Raw genomic sequence first — 17,486 nt, forward strand, 5'->3', positions numbered from 1 at the left:
CAACTAGCTTCCCGTCTGAATGGAGACATAATGAATCCAAAGACGCCTCTTGGCGGCCTGTTGATCAGACTTTTCCCGTTTCTGACATGGCCGGCGCCCACGAAAGGCCAGTTAAGGGCCGACGCAATTGCGGGCATAACCGTTGGTCTGGTGCTGGTCCCCCAGGCACTGGCCTATGCCCAGCTAGCCGGCATGCCTCCAGTCACCGGCCTTTACGCCGCCTTGCTGCCCGGCATTGTCGGGGCGCTGTTCGGATCGTCCTCGCTACTGGCCGTAGGGCCTGTTGCACTGACGAGCCTGCTGACCTTCGCCGCCCTGCAACCCTTGGCCGCCGCCGGCTCGCCAGAGTGGATCGCCATGGCGATATGGCTCGCCGTCTATTCCGGTCTGATGCAGTTTTTCATGGGTGCCTTCCGGATGGGCATTCTGGCCAATCTGGTGTCGAATGCCGTTGTCCAGGGCTTCGTCAATGCCGCCGCTGTTATCATTATCATTTCCCAATTGCCGTCGTTATTGGGCTTTGCCACGAGCGCCGATGGCAATTGGCTCTCACACCTGGTTCAGGCATGGCGAACAGAACCCTTGCGACTAGCAATTACCACCGGTTTTGGAGTGGGCGCTGCTCTTGGCCTGATTGCCTTCAAAAAATTCTCATCACGGCTGCCCGGTGTGATGATTGTATGCCTGATTGGAGTCGCAGTGAGCCTGCTGGCAGGGTTTGACCGACTGGGCGGCGCCATTATCGGCTCTATTGACAGTGGCCTGCCAGCGCTGACCCTGCCATTCACCCTCTCACTGGATCAGCATCTGGCTCTGTTGCTGCCGGCTGCCATTATCGCCCTGATCAGTTTTACCGAGGCAATGTCGAGTTGCCGTACCATGTCCCGGATAACAGGTGAATCCTGGAACCGCAATCAGGAGCTGATCGGCCAGGGCCTGGCAAAAATAGCCAGCGGTTTCAGCGGTGCCTTCCCGGTCAGCGGTTCCTTTTCACGCACCGCATTGAACGCCTACAGCGGCGCTAAAACCGCCAGGGCAACTTTACTGGCATCGCTGATCGTGCTGATTTCCCTGTTCGGACTGACGGCACTGCTGTATCACCTGCCCACGGCGGTCCTGGCCGCCATCATTATCGTGCCGGTCACTCAACTGATCGATGTTCGGTCACTGACCCGACTCTGCCGGGAAAACCCCAAGGACGGCTTTGTTGCGCTGGTCACACTGGTCGTGACCCTGGCGACGGTCCCCAATCTTTATTGGGGCATCCTGGCGGGAATGGGCGCCTCCCTGCTGGTGTTCCTCCACCACCACGCCATACCCCGCATCATTGAATTGGGTGTCCATGAGAGCGGCGGATTTCGCGACCGAAAACTCTACGAGCTTCCGCCGATTGCCGAAGGGGTGCTGGGCGTTCGCATGGACGCATCGCTGACCTATTTGACTGCCCCCATGCTCGAGCGCTATATCCGCAAAAAAGTAGACGCCGATCCGGAAATTCGAGTACTGCTGATTTCGGCATCGTCACTGAACCAGGTGGATTCCACGGGTCTCGACACACTGAGGGATATCTGGTCCTTTCTTGATTCAAGAGGCATAACGCTCTGCCTGTCCGGACCAAAGCTTGCCGTCCGGGAAGCACTGTCACGGTCAGGGCTTTCGCAACTGATCAGGGAAGAACACATCTATGCGACTGACGAGAAGGCCATCGACTCCCTGACCTGAGTCCGAAGTGGGAGATTATTGCGGATCTATAACTTCGCCCCCGCCTGAATCAACAGCATCTCCAGATCCCGGTTGCGATTTTCCCGGGCTACATCCAGGGCGGTCATACCATCCTCGGACCGGTAGTTCACGTCAGCTCCCGCCGCGAGCAACATCTCAGCCGTGAGCATGTCGCCACTGTCAACAACGTGCATCAGCAGGGAGCGGCCGCCCTGGCTGACGTTGACGTTGGCGCCGGCCGCCAGTAACACCCTCACCACCGACAGGTGGCCATTCCTGGCAGCCCGAATCACAGCCGTGGAGCCGTCATCATCACGGGCATTCACTTGTGCGCCGTTGGACAGGAAAAACTCTACCAGCCGACGGTTGCCGTTCTCCGCGGCAACCATCAACGGTGTCTCACCACCGTCATCTGTCGCCAGTGCCGCCCTCAATTCCGGACTGATGCCCGTCTCGGGATCGGAGGCACAGCCGACAACAAACAGACTGAAAACAAAAAACAGAACGAATACGGGATGAACGGTGCCAGCTTCCTTGGCCATGATGAGGTCTCTGTTGGTTATTATTGACCGTATTCTGGGCAGCTCTGGCGGGCAATTAAATCGAGCGGGTCACAAGTTCCGTGACTGCTGCAGGAGTTTGCCCGTCAATTGCCGTAACCGGGCCTCACCATCCTTCTGTCCACGACACAAACCCGCCTGCTGGAGCTCGGGCCAGGACCACCCCTGAATCACCCGACGGCACCACAAATCTGAATCATCACTGGCCGCCAGGATTCGGGACAAGCTCTGCCCCAGGCTCACTTTTCTCATTACCGGCACCATCAGGTCATACCCCCGGTACCCGGCGGCAAAGCTGTTCAGATCCCGCCGGTCATCCACCGTCAGTGGCAGATCCCTTGCAAGATCGGCCGTCATCAACCTCAGCACCTCCGGTTCCAGGTCGCGCCAGTACAGAGGGACCAGGGTCGGCCAGTGTTCCAGCAATCGACGTCTGAGCTTGTCGATGAGTTCCCGGGCGCCGTGTGAACTGCCAAGCAGCATCTGAACGGCGTATTCCCCAGTGCCAGCTTCCCGTTTCATACCGACACGGACCAGCTCCAACCCCGCTCGCTGCCAGAATCGCAGCAGATCCTCACTACCGCCGAAACTGGTGCCCAGACCGTCGTAACCGTTTGCCCGGGCATAGTCGACGGCACTGTCTACCAGGCGCTTGCCGAGCCCCTGGCGACGGCACTGCTCACTGATGGCGATACGCACCACTCGCAGCCAGGATCGGGACGCCGCCTCGGCAAACCCGCTGTGATTGGCCAGGGACTGTGGCAACAGATGCCCGCGTACTCGCCGTTTACCCCGCATCACCTGCTCCGCCAATTCCGGTGCCAGGTTGCCCTCTCGGGCCGCCCAGAGTACGCCACACAGCTGGCCATTGATCGTCAGCCGCCAACTGATGACACTCGGATCATCCAGCCACTGCCTGAGATCCGCAGGTGTCGTCCGGTAATGCGCATTCACCAGCAGGCCAAAGGCCTGCGCCAGCTCCTGCTCACTGGCCCGGGCCGGGGTCCAGGGCTCGATAACCACCGTTCCATCAGTGGGCACCTGTTGAGGGACATCCGCGTTCAGCAGAAACAGCCGGGCAATGAGTGGCTCCAGAGGATCCGTTGATGCCCAGCGAATGGGCGCTTTCAGGGTTATCTCACGCCACTGCGGCGTCCTGGCATTGAGCACCTGCCGGAAACGGATGGCGAACCCGCGACCCGATCCCTCATAGCCATGCACCGTAGAGGCGAACACCACCCGGGGCCAACCGGTCAGGATCTGTGTCAGACGATGTGCCGGCAGGGCTGCGGCTTCATCCACCATCACCAGTTCTGCCTCAGGCGCCTGAGCCAGCAACTGATCAGGCGGCAGAAAGCTCAAACGTTGACCATCCGTCAGCACCAGAACCGTTTCGGAGCTATCGGCACTGAGACTGTCACCAGCCGCCAGGCGAGCATGGCGGAACACAGTATCCACCGCTTCAGGACTGGGAGCGGTGACCACCACATGCCTCCTCCCCTCTTTCAGCAGCCTGATGGCGGCAATCCCCAGTGCTGCAGACTTGCCCCGGCCACGATCTGCCGTTATCACCAGCGGACGCCGGCGATGGCCCTGACCGGTGCGAACAATGGCATCGACGGTCTGTTGCTGATCCGCGGTCTGAGCAATCTCAAAAGGCGTCACCGGATCACCAAGCCCGGGTAACAGGGGTCCGTGCCCCAGCTCAGGGTTTACGCGGATGACTTCCGGCGAGGCCGCCAGGGTCGCAGACATTCTTTCGGCAAACGGATGATGCTGGACGTCGTCGAGGCCGGTACGCCGGTAATCCGGATCGTCATAGCCGGCCCATTGCTCCAGTGACGGCATCAGCCAGAACATCAACCCGCCCGCTTTCAGTGTGCCGGCCAGAGCGGCCAGACAGTCCGGAGGGTTGCCGCGCCAGCCATCCCAGACCACCACATCCAGCTCACGCCCCAGCCACTGTCGGGCCTGCTGCGGCGGCACGGGAACCAGTCGCTCATCCGGCGAGGCATCAGGCGTACCGGTCCAGACGCCCGATCGCATCGCCATCGTGGGCAGCAACTGTTGCAGCCAGCTTATGGCGCTGGCCTGTTCCCCTTCCACCAGCACAAGGCGACGTTCACCCCTGGCCGCAAGCTGTGACTGAAATGCCTGCCAGCAGGCGACATCGGGTTTCAGGGTGTCTGGCCTGAGTGCCATTAACTGAGATCAATTCCGTAGGCTTTGAGATCGGCCAGATTACAGCTTTCCAGCGCAGCCTGATGAGTTGCCCGCAGCCGGACTCTGGGCGCACAACCGGCCGCGAATGCCTCTTGCCATCGGGCGGCACACAGGCACCAGCTGTCACCAGGTTTCAGACCGGGAAACCCGAAAGCAGGTACCGGCGTACTGAGATCGTTGCCGCGAGATCTGGAGAATGCCAGAAAGTCTTCGGTAACAACGGTACAGACCGTGTGGGATCCGACATCATCCGGGCCGGTGTTGCAGCACCCGTCACGGTAAAAACCGGTCACAGGATCGGTACCGCAGATTTCGAGTTTCTCGCCCAACACGTTTATTGATTCGGAGTTCTGCATAACAATTGTCTTTTGCTGTGGAAGTTAGCAGTCGTTGTATTCGCTCTGCTCTGTTATGAACCCTGCAATTATGCGGGACTGGTATCCGTACTACTAGCCGCCCGCTACAATAGCGCCTATGCCAAACCACCTCCAAAATCCCCACGCCATGGAACTGCCGGAATTTCTCACCGACGAGCAGCGCGCCATCATCACCGCAGGCTACGAGCATTCGGTGATTACCGCCGTGGCCGGCAGTGGCAAGACCTCTACCCTGGCCTGGCGCATTCGCTACCTGTTGGAACAGGGCCACGATCCCGACCGCATGCTGGTGCTGATGTTCAACCGCAGTGCGCGGGCGGATTTCGAGTGCAAACTGCAAGAGGTGACCCAGAATCGGGGCCTGGCAACCCCGGAAATCCGCACTTATCACGCCATGGGCCTGCGCCTGTACAAACGGTTTGTGCGGGAAGGCTATCTGCCGGGATTTTCCGACAAGATTCTGAGCGAGCAGGAAATCAGTTATCAGGCCTGGCAACTGACCCGTCGACTGGCCCCGGAAGACCTGGCCGATGACATTCGCCGCAACAAGAAAGACTTTGTGGAAACCGCCACCAGCTTCATTGATCTGGTGAAAACTACCCTCTCACCGGTGGACGTGGTCTTTGAGGAATTGGGGTATTCCGACAAGCATCGCTACCTGATCGACCTGTTCCACAGCTTTGAGCAGTGGCGCAAGGCCCAGAGCCGGATCAGTTACGCCGACATGCTGTATGAGCCGGTGATGGCGATTCACCAGAACCAGCCTTTGCAGCGCCTGGTCGGCAACAAGATGGACCTGATCCTGGTCGACGAGTATCAGGATACCAACGAAATCCAGCATCTGCTGCTGCGTTACGTCGCCGGCGAACGGGCCCGTGTGACCGTGGTCGGGGACCCGGATCAGACCATCTATGAATTCCGCGGTGCCAAGCCGGAGTTCATTCTCAAACGCTTCAGTGACGAATTCGAAAGCCCGCTTGAACAGACCTTGAGCTACAGTTTCCGTTACGGCCATCAGGTCGCCCTGCTGGCCAACCACCTGATCTGCCGCAACACCGGTCGCAAGGACGTGCTCTGCCACTCTCATCCCTCCACGCCGGATACTGGTATTACCCTGCACGAGTCTGGCAGCGACAGCGATACCGTGCTGGACATCCTCCAGCAACAGCCCTCTGAGCAGCGCGTGGATACGGCCATTCTGTTCCGGGTCTGGAGCCAGAGCGTTCCTATTGAGCTGAAACTGCTGGCCAGACAAATCCCCTACCGTATTGACGCCGGCAAGGGCGCCCTGTTCAGCCGTGAAATTCAGGCGGTGGGTGCGCTGCTGTCGGTCATTGCTGGAAAACTGGAAAACCTGCCACCGGAAGACCGCCTGACCATTGCGCGACAACTCCTGCGCTTCCCCCACATCGGCCTGAAGGAACCGGAACTGGAGCAACTCGCCAGCTTCCTGTCCGGTTTCGGCAACGGCTGGCATGAACGACTGCTGGCACTGGATTTCGACGCACTGGCCCCTATGGCGGCGCGAAAACTACGCAAACTGGGCGAGGTTCTTGCCCGTCTACAGGACTATCGGGGCCCAGTGTCCAACGCGATTGCAGTCTACGCCGAGCACACCGATCTGTACGAGGGCATCCGCAGTCTCGCACTGACCCACGAAGCCGCGGATGAGCGAATCGATACCATCCACGGTTTCCGCGACTACTTGAAAGGACTGGATGTGGATGCCAGCGGTGCGCTGCAACACCTCAAAGCCCTTAAAAAACAGGCCAGCGAGGCCGCCAGCCACGGAGTTCTGCTTTCTACCATTCATCGCACCAAGGGACTGGAGTGGCCGATCGTTATCCTCCCCGGACTGCAGGAAAAATACCTGCCCTATAGCCCCCGGGCCGAAGACGATCCCCGTGCAATTATGGAGAGCGAACGGCGGCTTCTCTACGTCGCCATGACCCGGACACGGGACCAACTGCATCTGATCACCCGCCCCGCCAGCACCCAGCCCCACCTGGATGGTGACCTGGGTCCCAGCCGGTTCGTCAGTGAACTGTGTTTCCCGTTATCCGCAGAGTTTGGCACCTGGCTTGACCAGCGAACTCCTGGAGAATCCGATGCTTTCCACGCCAACTCGCCGCTGACGCCGGTTGCCAATCGTTATGCGGACCGCGAAACAGTGACACTCGAAGGTGCACAGCAGGATATCAATGCCAACGGCGCACCGCTGTGGGCCCGGGATCGATTGAGTCACGCGATATTCGGCGAGGGGGTGGTCATCGCAGAAGATGACAGCGCGTTTGAAGTCCGCTTTGATTCGGGCGAAACCCTTAACTTCAGCAAGAAAAGCGCACATCTGTACTTTACCGTCGTGGCCTGATTAGCCAGAGTCCAAAGTCGCCAGCCTTGCGTACAATACCAACTGCGTAATTTTTTTTTGTTTTTTTGAAACCTGTCACGTAGTTTTAGCGTCAGGGCTACTTGAAGCAACTCTCGAAAGTCGCTGTTAACGATAACCGAACAGGAGGTTCTGCATGAACATCATGCGCCCACTTACCGTGGCCACCCTGGCTGCAGTCATTTCCACTCCGGCTCTGGCCGAAGATCAGCAATCCCTCTATCTCACCCCGTTTGCCGCTTACCAGCTGTTTGATGACAAGCGCGACCTGAGTGAGACCGGCACCTTTGGTGTGGGTTTAGAGTACCGGTTCCTTCCGAACTGGGCGGTTGAAGCGGTTTACTCCCGTGCCGATGCTGATCGCAAGTACGTATCCGGCTCTTCCGACTTTGACGAAATCCGTCTTGACGGTACTTATTACTTTGCCGGCCAGGAAGAAGCCTGGAACCCATACGTTTCACTGGGCGCGGGTCATGCGGACTTTGGTGATGACGTTCTGGCTGTACAGACTGCAGGATCCGACCACGATGAAACCCGGGTCAACGTAGGCGCAGGTGTTCGTTATAACGTTAGTGATCTGGTGTCCATTCGCGGTGACCTTCGCGAATTCCACGGCATCGATGAAAGCACATTCGATACCCAGGTATCCCTCGGCCTGAGCCTGGCCTTCCACCGCACCACGTCGGATCCGAAGCCTGCTGATGCCGATAACGATGGCGTGGCGGATAATCGTGACCAGTGCCCCGGCACCCCTGCTGGTGCCACCGTGGACAGCGCCGGATGCGAACTGGACGGTGACAACGACGGTGTTGCGGACAGCCGCGACGAGTGTCCGAGCACTCCGGCCGGCGCCAGCGTCGACATGAAGGGTTGTGAACTGGACGGCGACAATGATGGCGTGGTCGACAGTAAAGACCAGTGCCCGGGCACTACCGCCGGCGCCGAGGTTGATGCCACTGGTTGTGAAGGCGTGACCGAAACCGTGGAAACCATTGATCTGCGTGTTCAGTTCCCCAACAACAGCTCCGTGATTGATGATACTTACGACGCGGAAATTCAGAAGGTTGCCGACTTCATGGCCGAATACCCGGAAACAACCGTGGAAATCGCCGGCCATTCCGACAGCACTGGTGATGCGGCGTACAACCGCGACCTGTCCCAGCGCCGTGCAGAGGCTGTTGCCAACCGTCTGACACAGTCTCTCGGTGTTGATGCAGATCGCGTAAGCGCCATGGGTTACGGTGAAGCAGAGCCGGTTGCCAGCAACGATACGCCGGCTGGCCGCGCCCAGAACCGTCGGGTTGAGGCCCGCATCCAGGTTAGCCGCTGATAGAATTCTCGGCTATCCTCTGAAAGGCGCCTTCGGGCGCCTTTTTTATTGACTCAGGAAAGTCTCATGTCCCCTTCCCGGTTTCTGCTAATAGCATCGATAGCGCTGTCTAGCGCCACTCAGGCCCAGGTCTATCGCTGTGATACCGAAACCGGCACCAGCTTTTCCGACCAGCCCTGCGGCGACAATGCTGAAACGATCACCATCCGGGACAACCATATTGGTGGTAACTTCGGCGACAACCTACCCCCAGAACCGAACACCGCAGAGGAAACGGAGGAAAAGCAACAGCCTTCCAGTAAGCAGAATGAAAGCACCTGCCGTTTTATCAATTCAACCGATCTGCGCACTTACCTGACCCGCAACCAGGTGGTGAAAGGCATGACCAAAGATCATGTCCTGAGGGCCTTTGGACGCCCGCCCGAAACCTATCCGACGCCGCAGGAAACCTGGGTGTACCACACCCGATACTATGGCGCGTTGTATGAGCTGACCTACGTGTACTTCAAGGATGGTTGCGTCGAACGGGTGGACTACCGCAAGCCCTGACCGCGTCCACCAGGATATTGCGAGGCGTCAACTGACGGTCACAGAAGGTCCCCACCCTGACCCCATAGCCACGCTCCTCCAAGTACAGCACATAATCCAGCACCATCCAGAGTTCCAGCGGCCGGCGAAACAGGTGGCGTACCAGGTCATGGCGCCGCACCTGCGATAATCGCCGCTCACCAAAACGCTGCCAATGGTGAAAATCGATCCCTGCCGGCAATGCCACCCCTCTCTTTTCCGCAGCCCAGCGACAGAAGGCCTCGAAATCCTCACCCGCCAGTCGCGCCGGATGAGAGGGCACGGGCAAGTAGTCATCCACGCCGCGCAGAACCCGCTGCAATCCATCAAATCCGAGACGCCAACCGCTGATGCGCACGGTTTCCGCCCTCACCCGCGCCGGCGCTGTCACCGTTTCCTGAACCGCCAGCCGCAATTCACTGCGATTCAGCGCCAGCACATCGCTGCATTCCTTGACGCGATCCGACATGGGTTGGTAGTCCGCCGTGGTCGTCAGGTGATAACAGCACGGAGAGAAACTCAACCGGGCTGCGCCGTGTTCGGAAGCCTTGTGAATCAACCGTCGGTGCAAATCCCCGCAGGCGTGAAGCGCCACACCGTGAATGCTCTCAGACACCGTGAGGTCCGGGGCCATCACATCCTGACGGCGCAGGGTGACATCGTCATTGAAATGGCGAGCCAGGCGATTGCCATCCATCACCAGGGCGTCATCCCACTCCAACCCTGTGACCGGCGCAGGGCATTGTGCCGCAAGTGTTCGGGCAAGATGCCCCTTGCCGCAGCACCAGTCGAGCACCGGGTGAGCCAGGGGCTGGACTGCGGCGGTGAAGGCGCCGGCCTGCAGGCGTTTGCGCCCGGGCATATCGGTGGCACGGGTTTCCGGCAGAGTGCTCGCCGCGACAGTTTCCTGCTGATCCGTCATTGCCGGCAGTGTCACCAGCGATTGTCTTTCGCCGAGGGATGGCAGAAACCCGCTCAGGCGCTCCGCCAGCTGGTCGGGGTGGTCGTCGAAGTATTCACAGGCACTGTCACTGAGCCCTTCGATATCACCGGCAAGGTCACGATACTGGACTGTCCAGTCAGGCTGGGGATTGGTAAAGGGCGCCGGCCGCCACAGTGCCTGATGCGCTGACAGCCACTGATTGAGTTGCTGCCAGCGGTTATAAACACTTTCTGCCGGGTCGTGTAAACTCGCCGCCGGAGGTAACGTCATGCAACTGGCCTTTGTACTTGTTGAACCCAAGGTTCCCGAAAATGTCGGAGCGGCTGCCCGTGCCTTGTGCACCATGGGCTTTGGCGAGCTCTGGCTGGTCAACTCCGACCTGCACACCCGCCCCGAAGCCCACTGGCTGGCCCATGGCAGCGATCATATTCTGGATAATGCGCGCATTTTCCCCGATCTGGCGGCGGTAAGAAACACCGTAGACCTGCTGATGGGCACATCCGCCAAACCACGGCACCAGCGACAGGACTGGCATGAGCCCTCGCGGTTGCGGGCGGTGCTGGCCAGCAAGGGCTCATCGGTGGCCACGGCCGCTCTGGTGTTCGGCCGGGAGGATCGGGGTCTATCCAATGAGGAACTGGCATTGTGTGATCTGCTCACTGGCATTCCGATGAGGGTGGCCTATCCCTCCCTGAATCTTGCCCAGTCAGTGATGCTGTACGCCTGGGAAATGTCCGGGCTTGCCGTCTCTATCCGACCTGAGAAAGAGACCGAGGAAAACAACGCCCGGCTTGGCGCCCTTCGGCAGCGGCTGGAGAGCTTATTGCCGACGCTGGATACACCTGCGGATGGCAAGTTGTCCCAGTGGGTTTTCGAACGGTTGCCATTACTTGCCGAGAGGGATATCGGGTTTGTACATACCTTGTGCGGCAACGTAGAGCGCGCTATCACCGCGAGGAAGGACCGAAGTGACTGATCACTCCGCAAATCGTCCAGGTCGGAAGGCATCCAGGCAAACCGCGGGTTCCTCTCCATCGATCACCTGAGCGATTACAGCCGCACTGCCGGCCGACAGGGTCCAGCCGAAGGTGCCGTGGCCGGTATTGAGGTACAGGTTGTCTCTCGGCCCCCGTCCGATGATGGCAGGGCCGTCCGGTGTCATGGGGCGGAAGCCGGTCCAGCTCTCGGCGGCATTCAGGTCGGCACATCCCGGGAATCTGGATTCCACGGATTTGCGGATTGTCGCCAGTCTGGCCTCGGGGATGTCGCGATTGAAATCTGTCAGCTCCACGAACCCGGTAGCGCGCAGACGGTTGCCCAGGCGGGTGGAGACGACTTTGAAGTTGTCATCGTGGATGGTGGAAGCCGGGGCGTGGTCAGGGTCTTTCAGTGGTACGGTAAGGCTATAACCCTTGACCGGGTATATCGGCAAATCGAGTCCCAATGGCTTTACCAGATGGTTTGACCAACAGCCGGCACAGATCACGAAGGCGTCAGCCTCTAGGGTTTCCAGTAAGCCGCCCTCTCTGCGCAGGGTGATGGCGCTGACCTTGTGGTCACCGGCAACCAGGTCTTCCGCTTCCACGTTATAGCGGATCGTCACGCCGTTTGCTTCGCAGGCTTTCGCCAGCTCCCGGGAAAACAAATGGCAGTCGCCGGTGCCGTCTGTTTCGTAGCTCAAAGCGCCATACAGGGGACCATCCCCTGTCATACCGGGCTCCGTCTCCCGGACCTGATCCGGGGTCAGAAGGCGGGAAGGTATTCCAAGCTCAGTCAGCAGGTCGTGGGTCGCCCGGTAGCCTTCCAGTGCTTCGGGTGTGCTGGCCAGATGGAGTAAGCCCTGGTGGGCGCCATCGAAAGCCAGGTTTAGCTCCTTTTCCAGTGCCAGGAAGCGCTCCCGGCTAAGGGTGCCCAATCGCAACATGGCACGCCGGTTCAAACCAAACAGGCCTGGGGACCAGGCGTAACGCAGGGTGGCGAACATGAACTTGAGAGTTTCCACAGAGGGTGGCACCCGCAATTTCAGGGGGCCGTCCTGTTTGAATAGCCAGGGCAGCGCCTTGAACACCATAGCTGGGTCAGCCCACGGATAGACCACACCATAAGAACGCTGGGCAGCGTTGCCCTTACTGGTTTCGTTTCCGGCAATTGCGTGGCGCTCCAACACGGTAACCTGATGGCCCCTGCGATTCAGTTCATGGGCTGTGGTCATACCCACTACGCCGCCACCAACAACAACTATATGCATGCGCCTCTCCATTTTGTTTATTTCACGCCATTCCTGGCCAACAGGCGTCTGTACTCTGCAAGCACGCCCTCGTCTTCCTGCGGATACTCCGGCGCCAGCTTCTGTAACAGCTCAGCCAGCAATGCCGCCACTATTGCCCGGGCCTGTGGTTTTCGATCCCCGGGGACGATAAACCAGGGTGCGTCCTCTGTGTGGGTGGCTGCCAGGGCCTCTTCAGCATACGCCTCGTACTGGTGACGCTTCTCCCAACCCTCAATATCGGACCGATCAAATTTCCAACGCTTGCGGGGCTTGTCGAGACGCTTGAGCAGGCGCTCACGATGTTCATCCTCAGACAGGTTCAGCCAGATCTTGATCAGTGTGGTGCCTTCATCCACCAGATGGCTCTCGAAATTGCGGATGGAACGATAGCGATTCATCCAGTTATAGCTTGCAGGCTGGCGAACCGGCCAAACCCGCTCGGCAATCACCGCCTCGTGGTGACTGCGATTAAACGCCACCATTTCACCGAACGCAGGCAGCAGGGGCGTGACCCGCCAGAGAAAATCGTGACGGGCTTCAGCGCCCCGGGGACGACTGAACGACCAGGCATGAAATCCGGCGGGGTCCGCGTAGGTGGCCAGGGTCCGGATCAAGCTATCTTTGCCACTGGTATCCGGCCCATGCACAACCAACAATACAGCTCTGGCCTGGTTCGCCCACAACCGGCGCTGGTACTCGCCGATCTTTTCCAGACTGGCTTCCAGCCCAGGCAGTGAAGCGCCATCCTCCAGTAACGTCGGATAATCCCGGAACCGGGGTTTCGCCGGGTCAAACAGGAAGGAGCGGGCAAACGCCGATCGTGTCATCAAGATGCTCCGAGTAACAGCCTATCAAAGCTATACAGGTCAACAATCGCACAAGCTGGTAAACTGACCTGATCAAACTTTCAGAATAGCAGCCAAATTCCTGGATGCGATGGAGTGTAGTACCTGGCAATGAGTAAAAAACGTCGCGAGATTCCCGTATTTGATCATCCGATCATCGAAACCCACTGCCATCTGGATTACCTGAAGGACCGGCCTCTGGACGACATCCTTGAGCAGGCACAGCAGGTCAATATCGAGAAAGTGATCACCATTGCGGTGTCCCCGGACAACCTTGCCCGGGTCCGCGAGCTCAGTCAGATTGCCCCGTGGGTCTACGGCACACAGGGTATCCACCCCCATGATGCTGAAAGCTACTGCGATGAGGTGGAAGCGGAAATCCGTGCCCATGCCGGGGACGAGAAGATCGTCGCCGTCGGCGAAATCGGACTGGACTATTTCTACGACAACGCCGACAGGGAAGTTCAGCGGCAGGTGTTCCGGCGCCAGCTCCAGATCGCCTGCGACACCAACCGCCCGGTGGTCATCCACAGCCGTGAAGCGGATGACGACACCATTGCCATCCTTGGCGAATTCGAAGACACCCTGACCCGGCGTGGCGTGATTCACAGCTTCACTTCCGGGCCAGGGCTCGCCCGATACGCCCTGGATCAGGGCTGGTGCCTGGGATTTAATGGCATTACCACCTTCAATAAGGCGGAAAATGTGCGGGACATCGTTCGCATGGCGCCCATTGAGCAAATCCTGCTGGAAACCGATGCGCCGTTCCTGACGCCGGTGCCCTACCGTGGACGTGAGAACGCGCCGTTTTACCTCCCGTTTGTAGCGGAGAAAATCGCCGAAGTGAAAGAGTTGCCGCTTTCGGAGGTACTTGCACACACCTATCGTAATAGTTTGAGGACGTTCTTTCCCGACTTGAATCAGGCCAGCTGACACCTCGCGGCTTATCCCGTCCAAAGGAGCTGAGTGGCCATGGAACTGATGTTTACCGCGCTTGGTGGACTGGCACTCTTCCTGCTCGCCATGCAGATGATGACTGACGGCCTGAAAGGGTTTGCCGGCCAGCAACTCAGGCACTTGCTGGGTCATTGGACACGCACCCCGTTACGCGGCCTTGGCGCGGGGCTGCTCATCACCGGCATTGTGCAGTCATCCAGCGCAGTGACGGTCGCCACCATCGGGTTCGTCAATGCCGGACTGCTCAATCTGGGGCAGGCACTGGGTGTGATCTTTGGTGCCAATGTTGGCACAACCATGACCGGCTGGCTGGTCAGTCTGGTGGGTTTTGGCTTCAGAATTGAGGCCTTTGCCTTACCGATTCTGGCTGTTGGTGTGGCCTTCAAACTGATTTCCTCACAACACAGGACCCGCTCCCTGGGCCAGGCACTGACGGGGTTTGCGCTGTTTTTCCTGGGCTTGTCGTTACTGAAGGACGCACTGGGTGGTTTTACCGATGGCCTGGAGAACGGCGCATTACTGGCCAGTGACTATCATTGGCTGGTCTTTGTGGTCATCGGGTTCATTGCCACCGTACTGACCCAATCCTCCAGTGCGGCACTGGCGGTCATTCTGACCGCCGCTGCAAGCCAGTTATTGTCACTGGACGACGCCGCGGCTGCTGTCATCGGCGCCAACCTGGGCACCACCTCAACCGCCGCCCTATCCGTTATCAGGGCCACCGCCAATGCCAAGCGGCTGGCAGTCGGACACATCCTGTTCAACGGTGTGACCGCGCTGATTGCCATGATCATCCTGCCCATCATGCTCTGGTTTGTGGCTGTCCTGGCAGAGCTCCTGAACCTTGAAGCCAACGCCGCCGTGTCTCTCGCTCTGTTCCACACTCTGTTCAATGTGCTGGGCGCGGTCATTGTGCTGCCCTTTGTGCCACAAATAACTCGACTGCTGGGACGATTTTTCCGCAGCGTTGAGGAAGACAGCGCACGCCCCCGGCATCTGGACGATACCCTGACATCCACGCCAGACCTGGCGGTGGCGGCGGTGAACGCGGAAATTCATCGTCTGCGAGAACTGGTTTACGGCGTCGTCCGCGCGGCGCTGGATCGTGAAGGCCTGCAGGCAGCCCAACTCGAACCCAAAACCGAGGCCATCAGCAGGCTTAATCTGGCAATCTACGACTATATAATGCGCTTGCGCGGTGAATCCATGTCGCAACCACTGGTGGAGGAACTGACGCGATGTGTGCGACGGTGCCGCTATCTTGAAGAGGTAACCCGACTGGCACCCAACATTGTGGAACTGAAGATTACAACGATGCAGTTACAGCATGCCCGCCTCACGGAAGATCTTGAACGTTACATTGCGAGCATTCGACAACTCGTGGCGGAGGACAGCAGCCTAACCAACATGTCGGTCCCTCTCGAAACCTGCTACCAGGCGCTGAAATCCGACGTACTGACGATGGCGGTACGACAAGGTCTGTCCGTAGAGAACTCCAGTCGGATGCTTGATGTCCTGAGCGCCGTAAAGCGCCTCACCAGCCAGTGGGTTAAATCATCTCCTCCACTACCCGAGTGATAGAAATACACCCATCAGCACCGGAGACAGGAATGACAGCACAAAGCCAGAAGCAATCGCCACCGGAACACAAGTCAGCCCACCACTGCTGCGTATGACCGGAAGCGTAAAATCCATGGCGGTGGCACCACCGTAGCCAATGGCCATGGCAGGGCGCCGGGCAATCAGTAACGGAATAATCGCCAGGGCGATGATTTCCCGGATCACGTCGTTGAGGAAAGCCACCCCGCCCCAGGCCGGTCCCAGGGCATCGCCGACGACAATGCCCGATAGCGAATACCAACCGAAGCCGGAAGCCAGCGCCAGGGACTCATGCCAGGCCAGGTCCAGCCAGGGCGCCAGCACCAACCCGGCCAACAACGAACTGCTGGCCATGGCCAGAGCGATACCCAGCCCCTGCCGGTTCATCAGCAACTTGCGCAGCGACAATCCGGCATTGCGCAACTGAAGCCCGATCAGATACAGAAGCAGCATCAGCGACCAGGTCGCCAGATCTTCCGCCATGGGCAGGTTGGGCAGTACAAAATAGCCTGCCAATACACCAATGGCAACGGCCGCCAGGGGCTTCAGACCTGCCAGGAACAAACGCCGATAGCCGGGCCGGGATGAAAACCCCTCAGCCGCCACATTCATAGGCTGCCAACGGTGAAAAATCCACAGGCCAGCCATATTCGCCAGCAACAGCACTATCACCAGCGCAGTCACCTGGATGGCCATGTTACCCAGTTGGAGGGCAAGCCCCTCCATCTGCCCCAGACCAAGCCCCAGCAGTGCAAGGATAAAGTACACCAGGCCTTCCACGGTGTAGTGAATTGCCGTCATCAGTGGACGGTTTTCCAAAGGCAGGGCAAAACCCAGAAACAACGGGGCAAGAATCAGCAAAGCGCCGGTTAGCATGTCGTCCTCGGAACAGGAAGAATGGAGGGGGTCAGCCGATAGGCTCGTACTGATCGGGGTCAAACAGGCAGCTGCCATCACTGGCCGTTCTGTCTGTGCGAATGGTGCGGGCAAGACGCTGAGCCGGAACCGACCAAACCACGTGGTCTTCCGGTCGTGGTTGATAATCGCTTTCGAGCAGTGCCCCGGCAACCGCACGAAGCACAGCTTCGGCCTGGCCGATGCTGCGATATGGCCCCTGACAACGATGCTTTTCCGGTTGACCAGACTGAGTGCCACTCAGGGCAACCAGTGCCCATATCTCTTCACCCACAGGCCTGACAAACAGCTCCACTCGCCTGCCATCACGGACCAGAACCAACGCCCGCAGGGGACCACGACCATGAAAATAATGCAGCTTCACGCTACCCACCCGGATTGGTCAGTGAAGATCATTACTGGGTCGGTCCTGAACCAACACCCACGGCGCCACAACCACGGCCCAGAGTTCGGCATTGCGATCATACCAGGCCTGCGCCATATCCGGCGGCACATCCCCGATCCTGTTTTCTTTCATCCAATGCTCGAAGCGCTCCTTGTTGTCGGCGGCAAGTTCCGCGGCAACATCCAGCAAATCCAGGTCGGAGGCAACGCGAACCACATGCCCCCGGGCGTAGTAAGTTTGCAGGTCATGCCAATTTATCAGGGAGGTTTCCAGGTTCAGTTTGGTAAGCAATTCATCCCGGGAAATATCGGCAGGCATGGTACATCTCCAGAAGGTGCCAGATTGACGGAAGAGTCTACCAGCTTACCGGAATTTGCCTCTTCAGACAGCTCCCCAAGTCCGGAT

Annotated in this window: 16 protein-coding genes; 7 read left to right on the forward strand and 9 right to left on the reverse strand. The window is 59.0% G+C overall.

What is annotated here, in order from left to right:
• The first annotated feature begins 30 nt into the window (after nucleotides 1–30).
• A complete protein-coding gene (locus MARLIPOL_RS05880) occupies nucleotides 31–1,722 on the forward strand; it encodes a SulP family inorganic anion transporter (RefSeq protein ID WP_012137182.1) in 1,692 nt (563 codons plus the stop codon).
• A 26-nt stretch (nucleotides 1,723–1,748) separates the two neighbouring features.
• Here the strand turns inward: MARLIPOL_RS05880 and MARLIPOL_RS05885 are convergent, their stop codons facing one another.
• The 3 genes from MARLIPOL_RS05885 to MARLIPOL_RS05895 all read right to left on the reverse strand — a co-directional run bounded on the left by MARLIPOL_RS05885 (nucleotide 1,749) and on the right by MARLIPOL_RS05895 (nucleotide 4,861).
• A complete protein-coding gene (locus tag MARLIPOL_RS05885) occupies nucleotides 1,749–2,264 on the reverse strand; it encodes an ankyrin repeat domain-containing protein (protein WP_012137183.1) in 516 nt (171 codons plus the stop codon).
• A 69-nt stretch (nucleotides 2,265–2,333) separates the two neighbouring features.
• Nucleotides 2,334–4,484 (reverse strand): tRNA(Met) cytidine acetyltransferase TmcA, encoded by a 2,151-nt coding sequence (locus MARLIPOL_RS05890; protein ID WP_012137184.1) that lies wholly within the window; start codon nucleotides 4,482–4,484, stop codon nucleotides 2,334–2,336.
• Nucleotides 4,484–4,861 carry a DUF2237 family protein gene (locus MARLIPOL_RS05895; RefSeq protein WP_012137185.1) on the reverse strand — a complete coding sequence of 126 codons (378 nt, stop codon included), beginning with the start codon at nucleotides 4,859–4,861 and terminating at the stop codon, nucleotides 4,484–4,486. The genes MARLIPOL_RS05890 and MARLIPOL_RS05895 overlap by 1 nt, the downstream gene beginning before the upstream one ends.
• Nucleotides 4,862–4,979: 118 nt before the next feature.
• Between MARLIPOL_RS05895 and MARLIPOL_RS05900 the strand changes: the two genes are divergently transcribed.
• The 3 genes from MARLIPOL_RS05900 to MARLIPOL_RS05910 all read left to right on the forward strand — a co-directional run bounded on the left by MARLIPOL_RS05900 (nucleotide 4,980) and on the right by MARLIPOL_RS05910 (nucleotide 9,150).
• Nucleotides 4,980–7,253, forward strand: a complete 2,274-nt coding sequence (locus MARLIPOL_RS05900) for an ATP-dependent helicase (protein WP_036190409.1) — start codon at nucleotides 4,980–4,982, stop codon at nucleotides 7,251–7,253.
• A 154-nt stretch (nucleotides 7,254–7,407) separates the two neighbouring features.
• On the forward strand, nucleotides 7,408–8,601 hold the full coding sequence (locus tag MARLIPOL_RS05905) for an OmpA family protein (RefSeq protein WP_012137187.1): 1,194 nt from the start codon (nucleotides 7,408–7,410) through the stop codon (nucleotides 8,599–8,601).
• A gap of 66 nt (nucleotides 8,602–8,667) precedes the next feature.
• Nucleotides 8,668–9,150 (forward strand): DUF4124 domain-containing protein, encoded by a 483-nt coding sequence (locus MARLIPOL_RS05910; protein ID WP_012137188.1) that lies wholly within the window; start codon nucleotides 8,668–8,670, stop codon nucleotides 9,148–9,150.
• Here MARLIPOL_RS05910 and MARLIPOL_RS05915 read toward each other — a convergent pair.
• A complete protein-coding gene (locus MARLIPOL_RS05915) occupies nucleotides 9,107–10,381 on the reverse strand; it encodes a methyltransferase (protein WP_012137189.1) in 1,275 nt (424 codons plus the stop codon). The two genes, MARLIPOL_RS05910 and MARLIPOL_RS05915, sit on opposite strands and share 44 nt — an antisense overlap.
• On the opposite strand from MARLIPOL_RS05915, the gene MARLIPOL_RS05920 reads away from it, so the two are divergent.
• Nucleotides 10,380–11,087, forward strand: a complete 708-nt coding sequence (locus tag MARLIPOL_RS05920; protein WP_012137190.1) for a tRNA/rRNA methyltransferase — start codon at nucleotides 10,380–10,382, stop codon at nucleotides 11,085–11,087. The two genes, MARLIPOL_RS05915 and MARLIPOL_RS05920, sit on opposite strands and share 2 nt — an antisense overlap.
• Here MARLIPOL_RS05920 and MARLIPOL_RS05925 read toward each other — a convergent pair whose 3' ends face one another.
• On the reverse strand, nucleotides 11,088–12,359 hold the full coding sequence (locus MARLIPOL_RS05925; RefSeq protein WP_012137192.1) for a D-amino acid dehydrogenase: 1,272 nt from the start codon (nucleotides 12,357–12,359) through the stop codon (nucleotides 11,088–11,090).
• A gap of 17 nt (nucleotides 12,360–12,376) precedes the next feature.
• The gene (locus MARLIPOL_RS05930) at nucleotides 12,377–13,207 is read right to left on the reverse strand and encodes a polyphosphate kinase 2 family protein (RefSeq protein ID WP_012137194.1); all 831 of its coding nucleotides are present in this window, start codon (nucleotides 13,205–13,207) and stop codon (nucleotides 12,377–12,379) included.
• A gap of 129 nt (nucleotides 13,208–13,336) precedes the next feature.
• On the opposite strand from MARLIPOL_RS05930, the gene MARLIPOL_RS05935 reads away from it, so the two are divergent.
• Together MARLIPOL_RS05935 and MARLIPOL_RS05940 are read left to right on the forward strand one after the other, a co-directional pair.
• On the forward strand, nucleotides 13,337–14,158 hold the full coding sequence (locus MARLIPOL_RS05935) for a TatD family hydrolase (RefSeq protein WP_012137195.1): 822 nt from the start codon (nucleotides 13,337–13,339) through the stop codon (nucleotides 14,156–14,158).
• Nucleotides 14,159–14,197: 39 nt separating this feature from the next.
• Entirely contained in the window at nucleotides 14,198–15,760 is a 1,563-nt protein-coding gene (locus tag MARLIPOL_RS05940; RefSeq protein WP_012137196.1) for a Na/Pi cotransporter family protein, read from the forward strand.
• On the opposite strand, the gene MARLIPOL_RS05945 is transcribed toward MARLIPOL_RS05940, so the two are convergent.
• From MARLIPOL_RS05945 to MARLIPOL_RS05955, 3 genes are read right to left on the reverse strand one after another with little or no spacing between them, the layout of a single operon-like run.
• Nucleotides 15,749–16,657, reverse strand: a complete 909-nt coding sequence (locus tag MARLIPOL_RS05945) for a lysine exporter LysO family protein (protein ID WP_012137197.1) — start codon at nucleotides 16,655–16,657, stop codon at nucleotides 15,749–15,751. The two genes, MARLIPOL_RS05940 and MARLIPOL_RS05945, sit on opposite strands and share 12 nt — an antisense overlap.
• Before the next feature lie 31 nt (nucleotides 16,658–16,688).
• A complete protein-coding gene (locus tag MARLIPOL_RS05950) occupies nucleotides 16,689–17,060 on the reverse strand; it encodes a PA4575 family protein (protein ID WP_012137198.1) in 372 nt (123 codons plus the stop codon).
• A gap of 18 nt (nucleotides 17,061–17,078) precedes the next feature.
• Nucleotides 17,079–17,399 carry a DUF2288 domain-containing protein gene (locus MARLIPOL_RS05955; RefSeq protein ID WP_012137199.1) on the reverse strand — a complete coding sequence of 107 codons (321 nt, stop codon included), beginning with the start codon at nucleotides 17,397–17,399 and terminating at the stop codon, nucleotides 17,079–17,081.
• Between the last annotated feature and the right edge of the window lie 87 nt (nucleotides 17,400–17,486).

Source organism: Marinobacter lipolyticus SM19, from assembly GCF_000397065.2.
GTDB lineage: Bacteria > Pseudomonadota > Gammaproteobacteria > Pseudomonadales > Oleiphilaceae > Marinobacter > Marinobacter lipolyticus.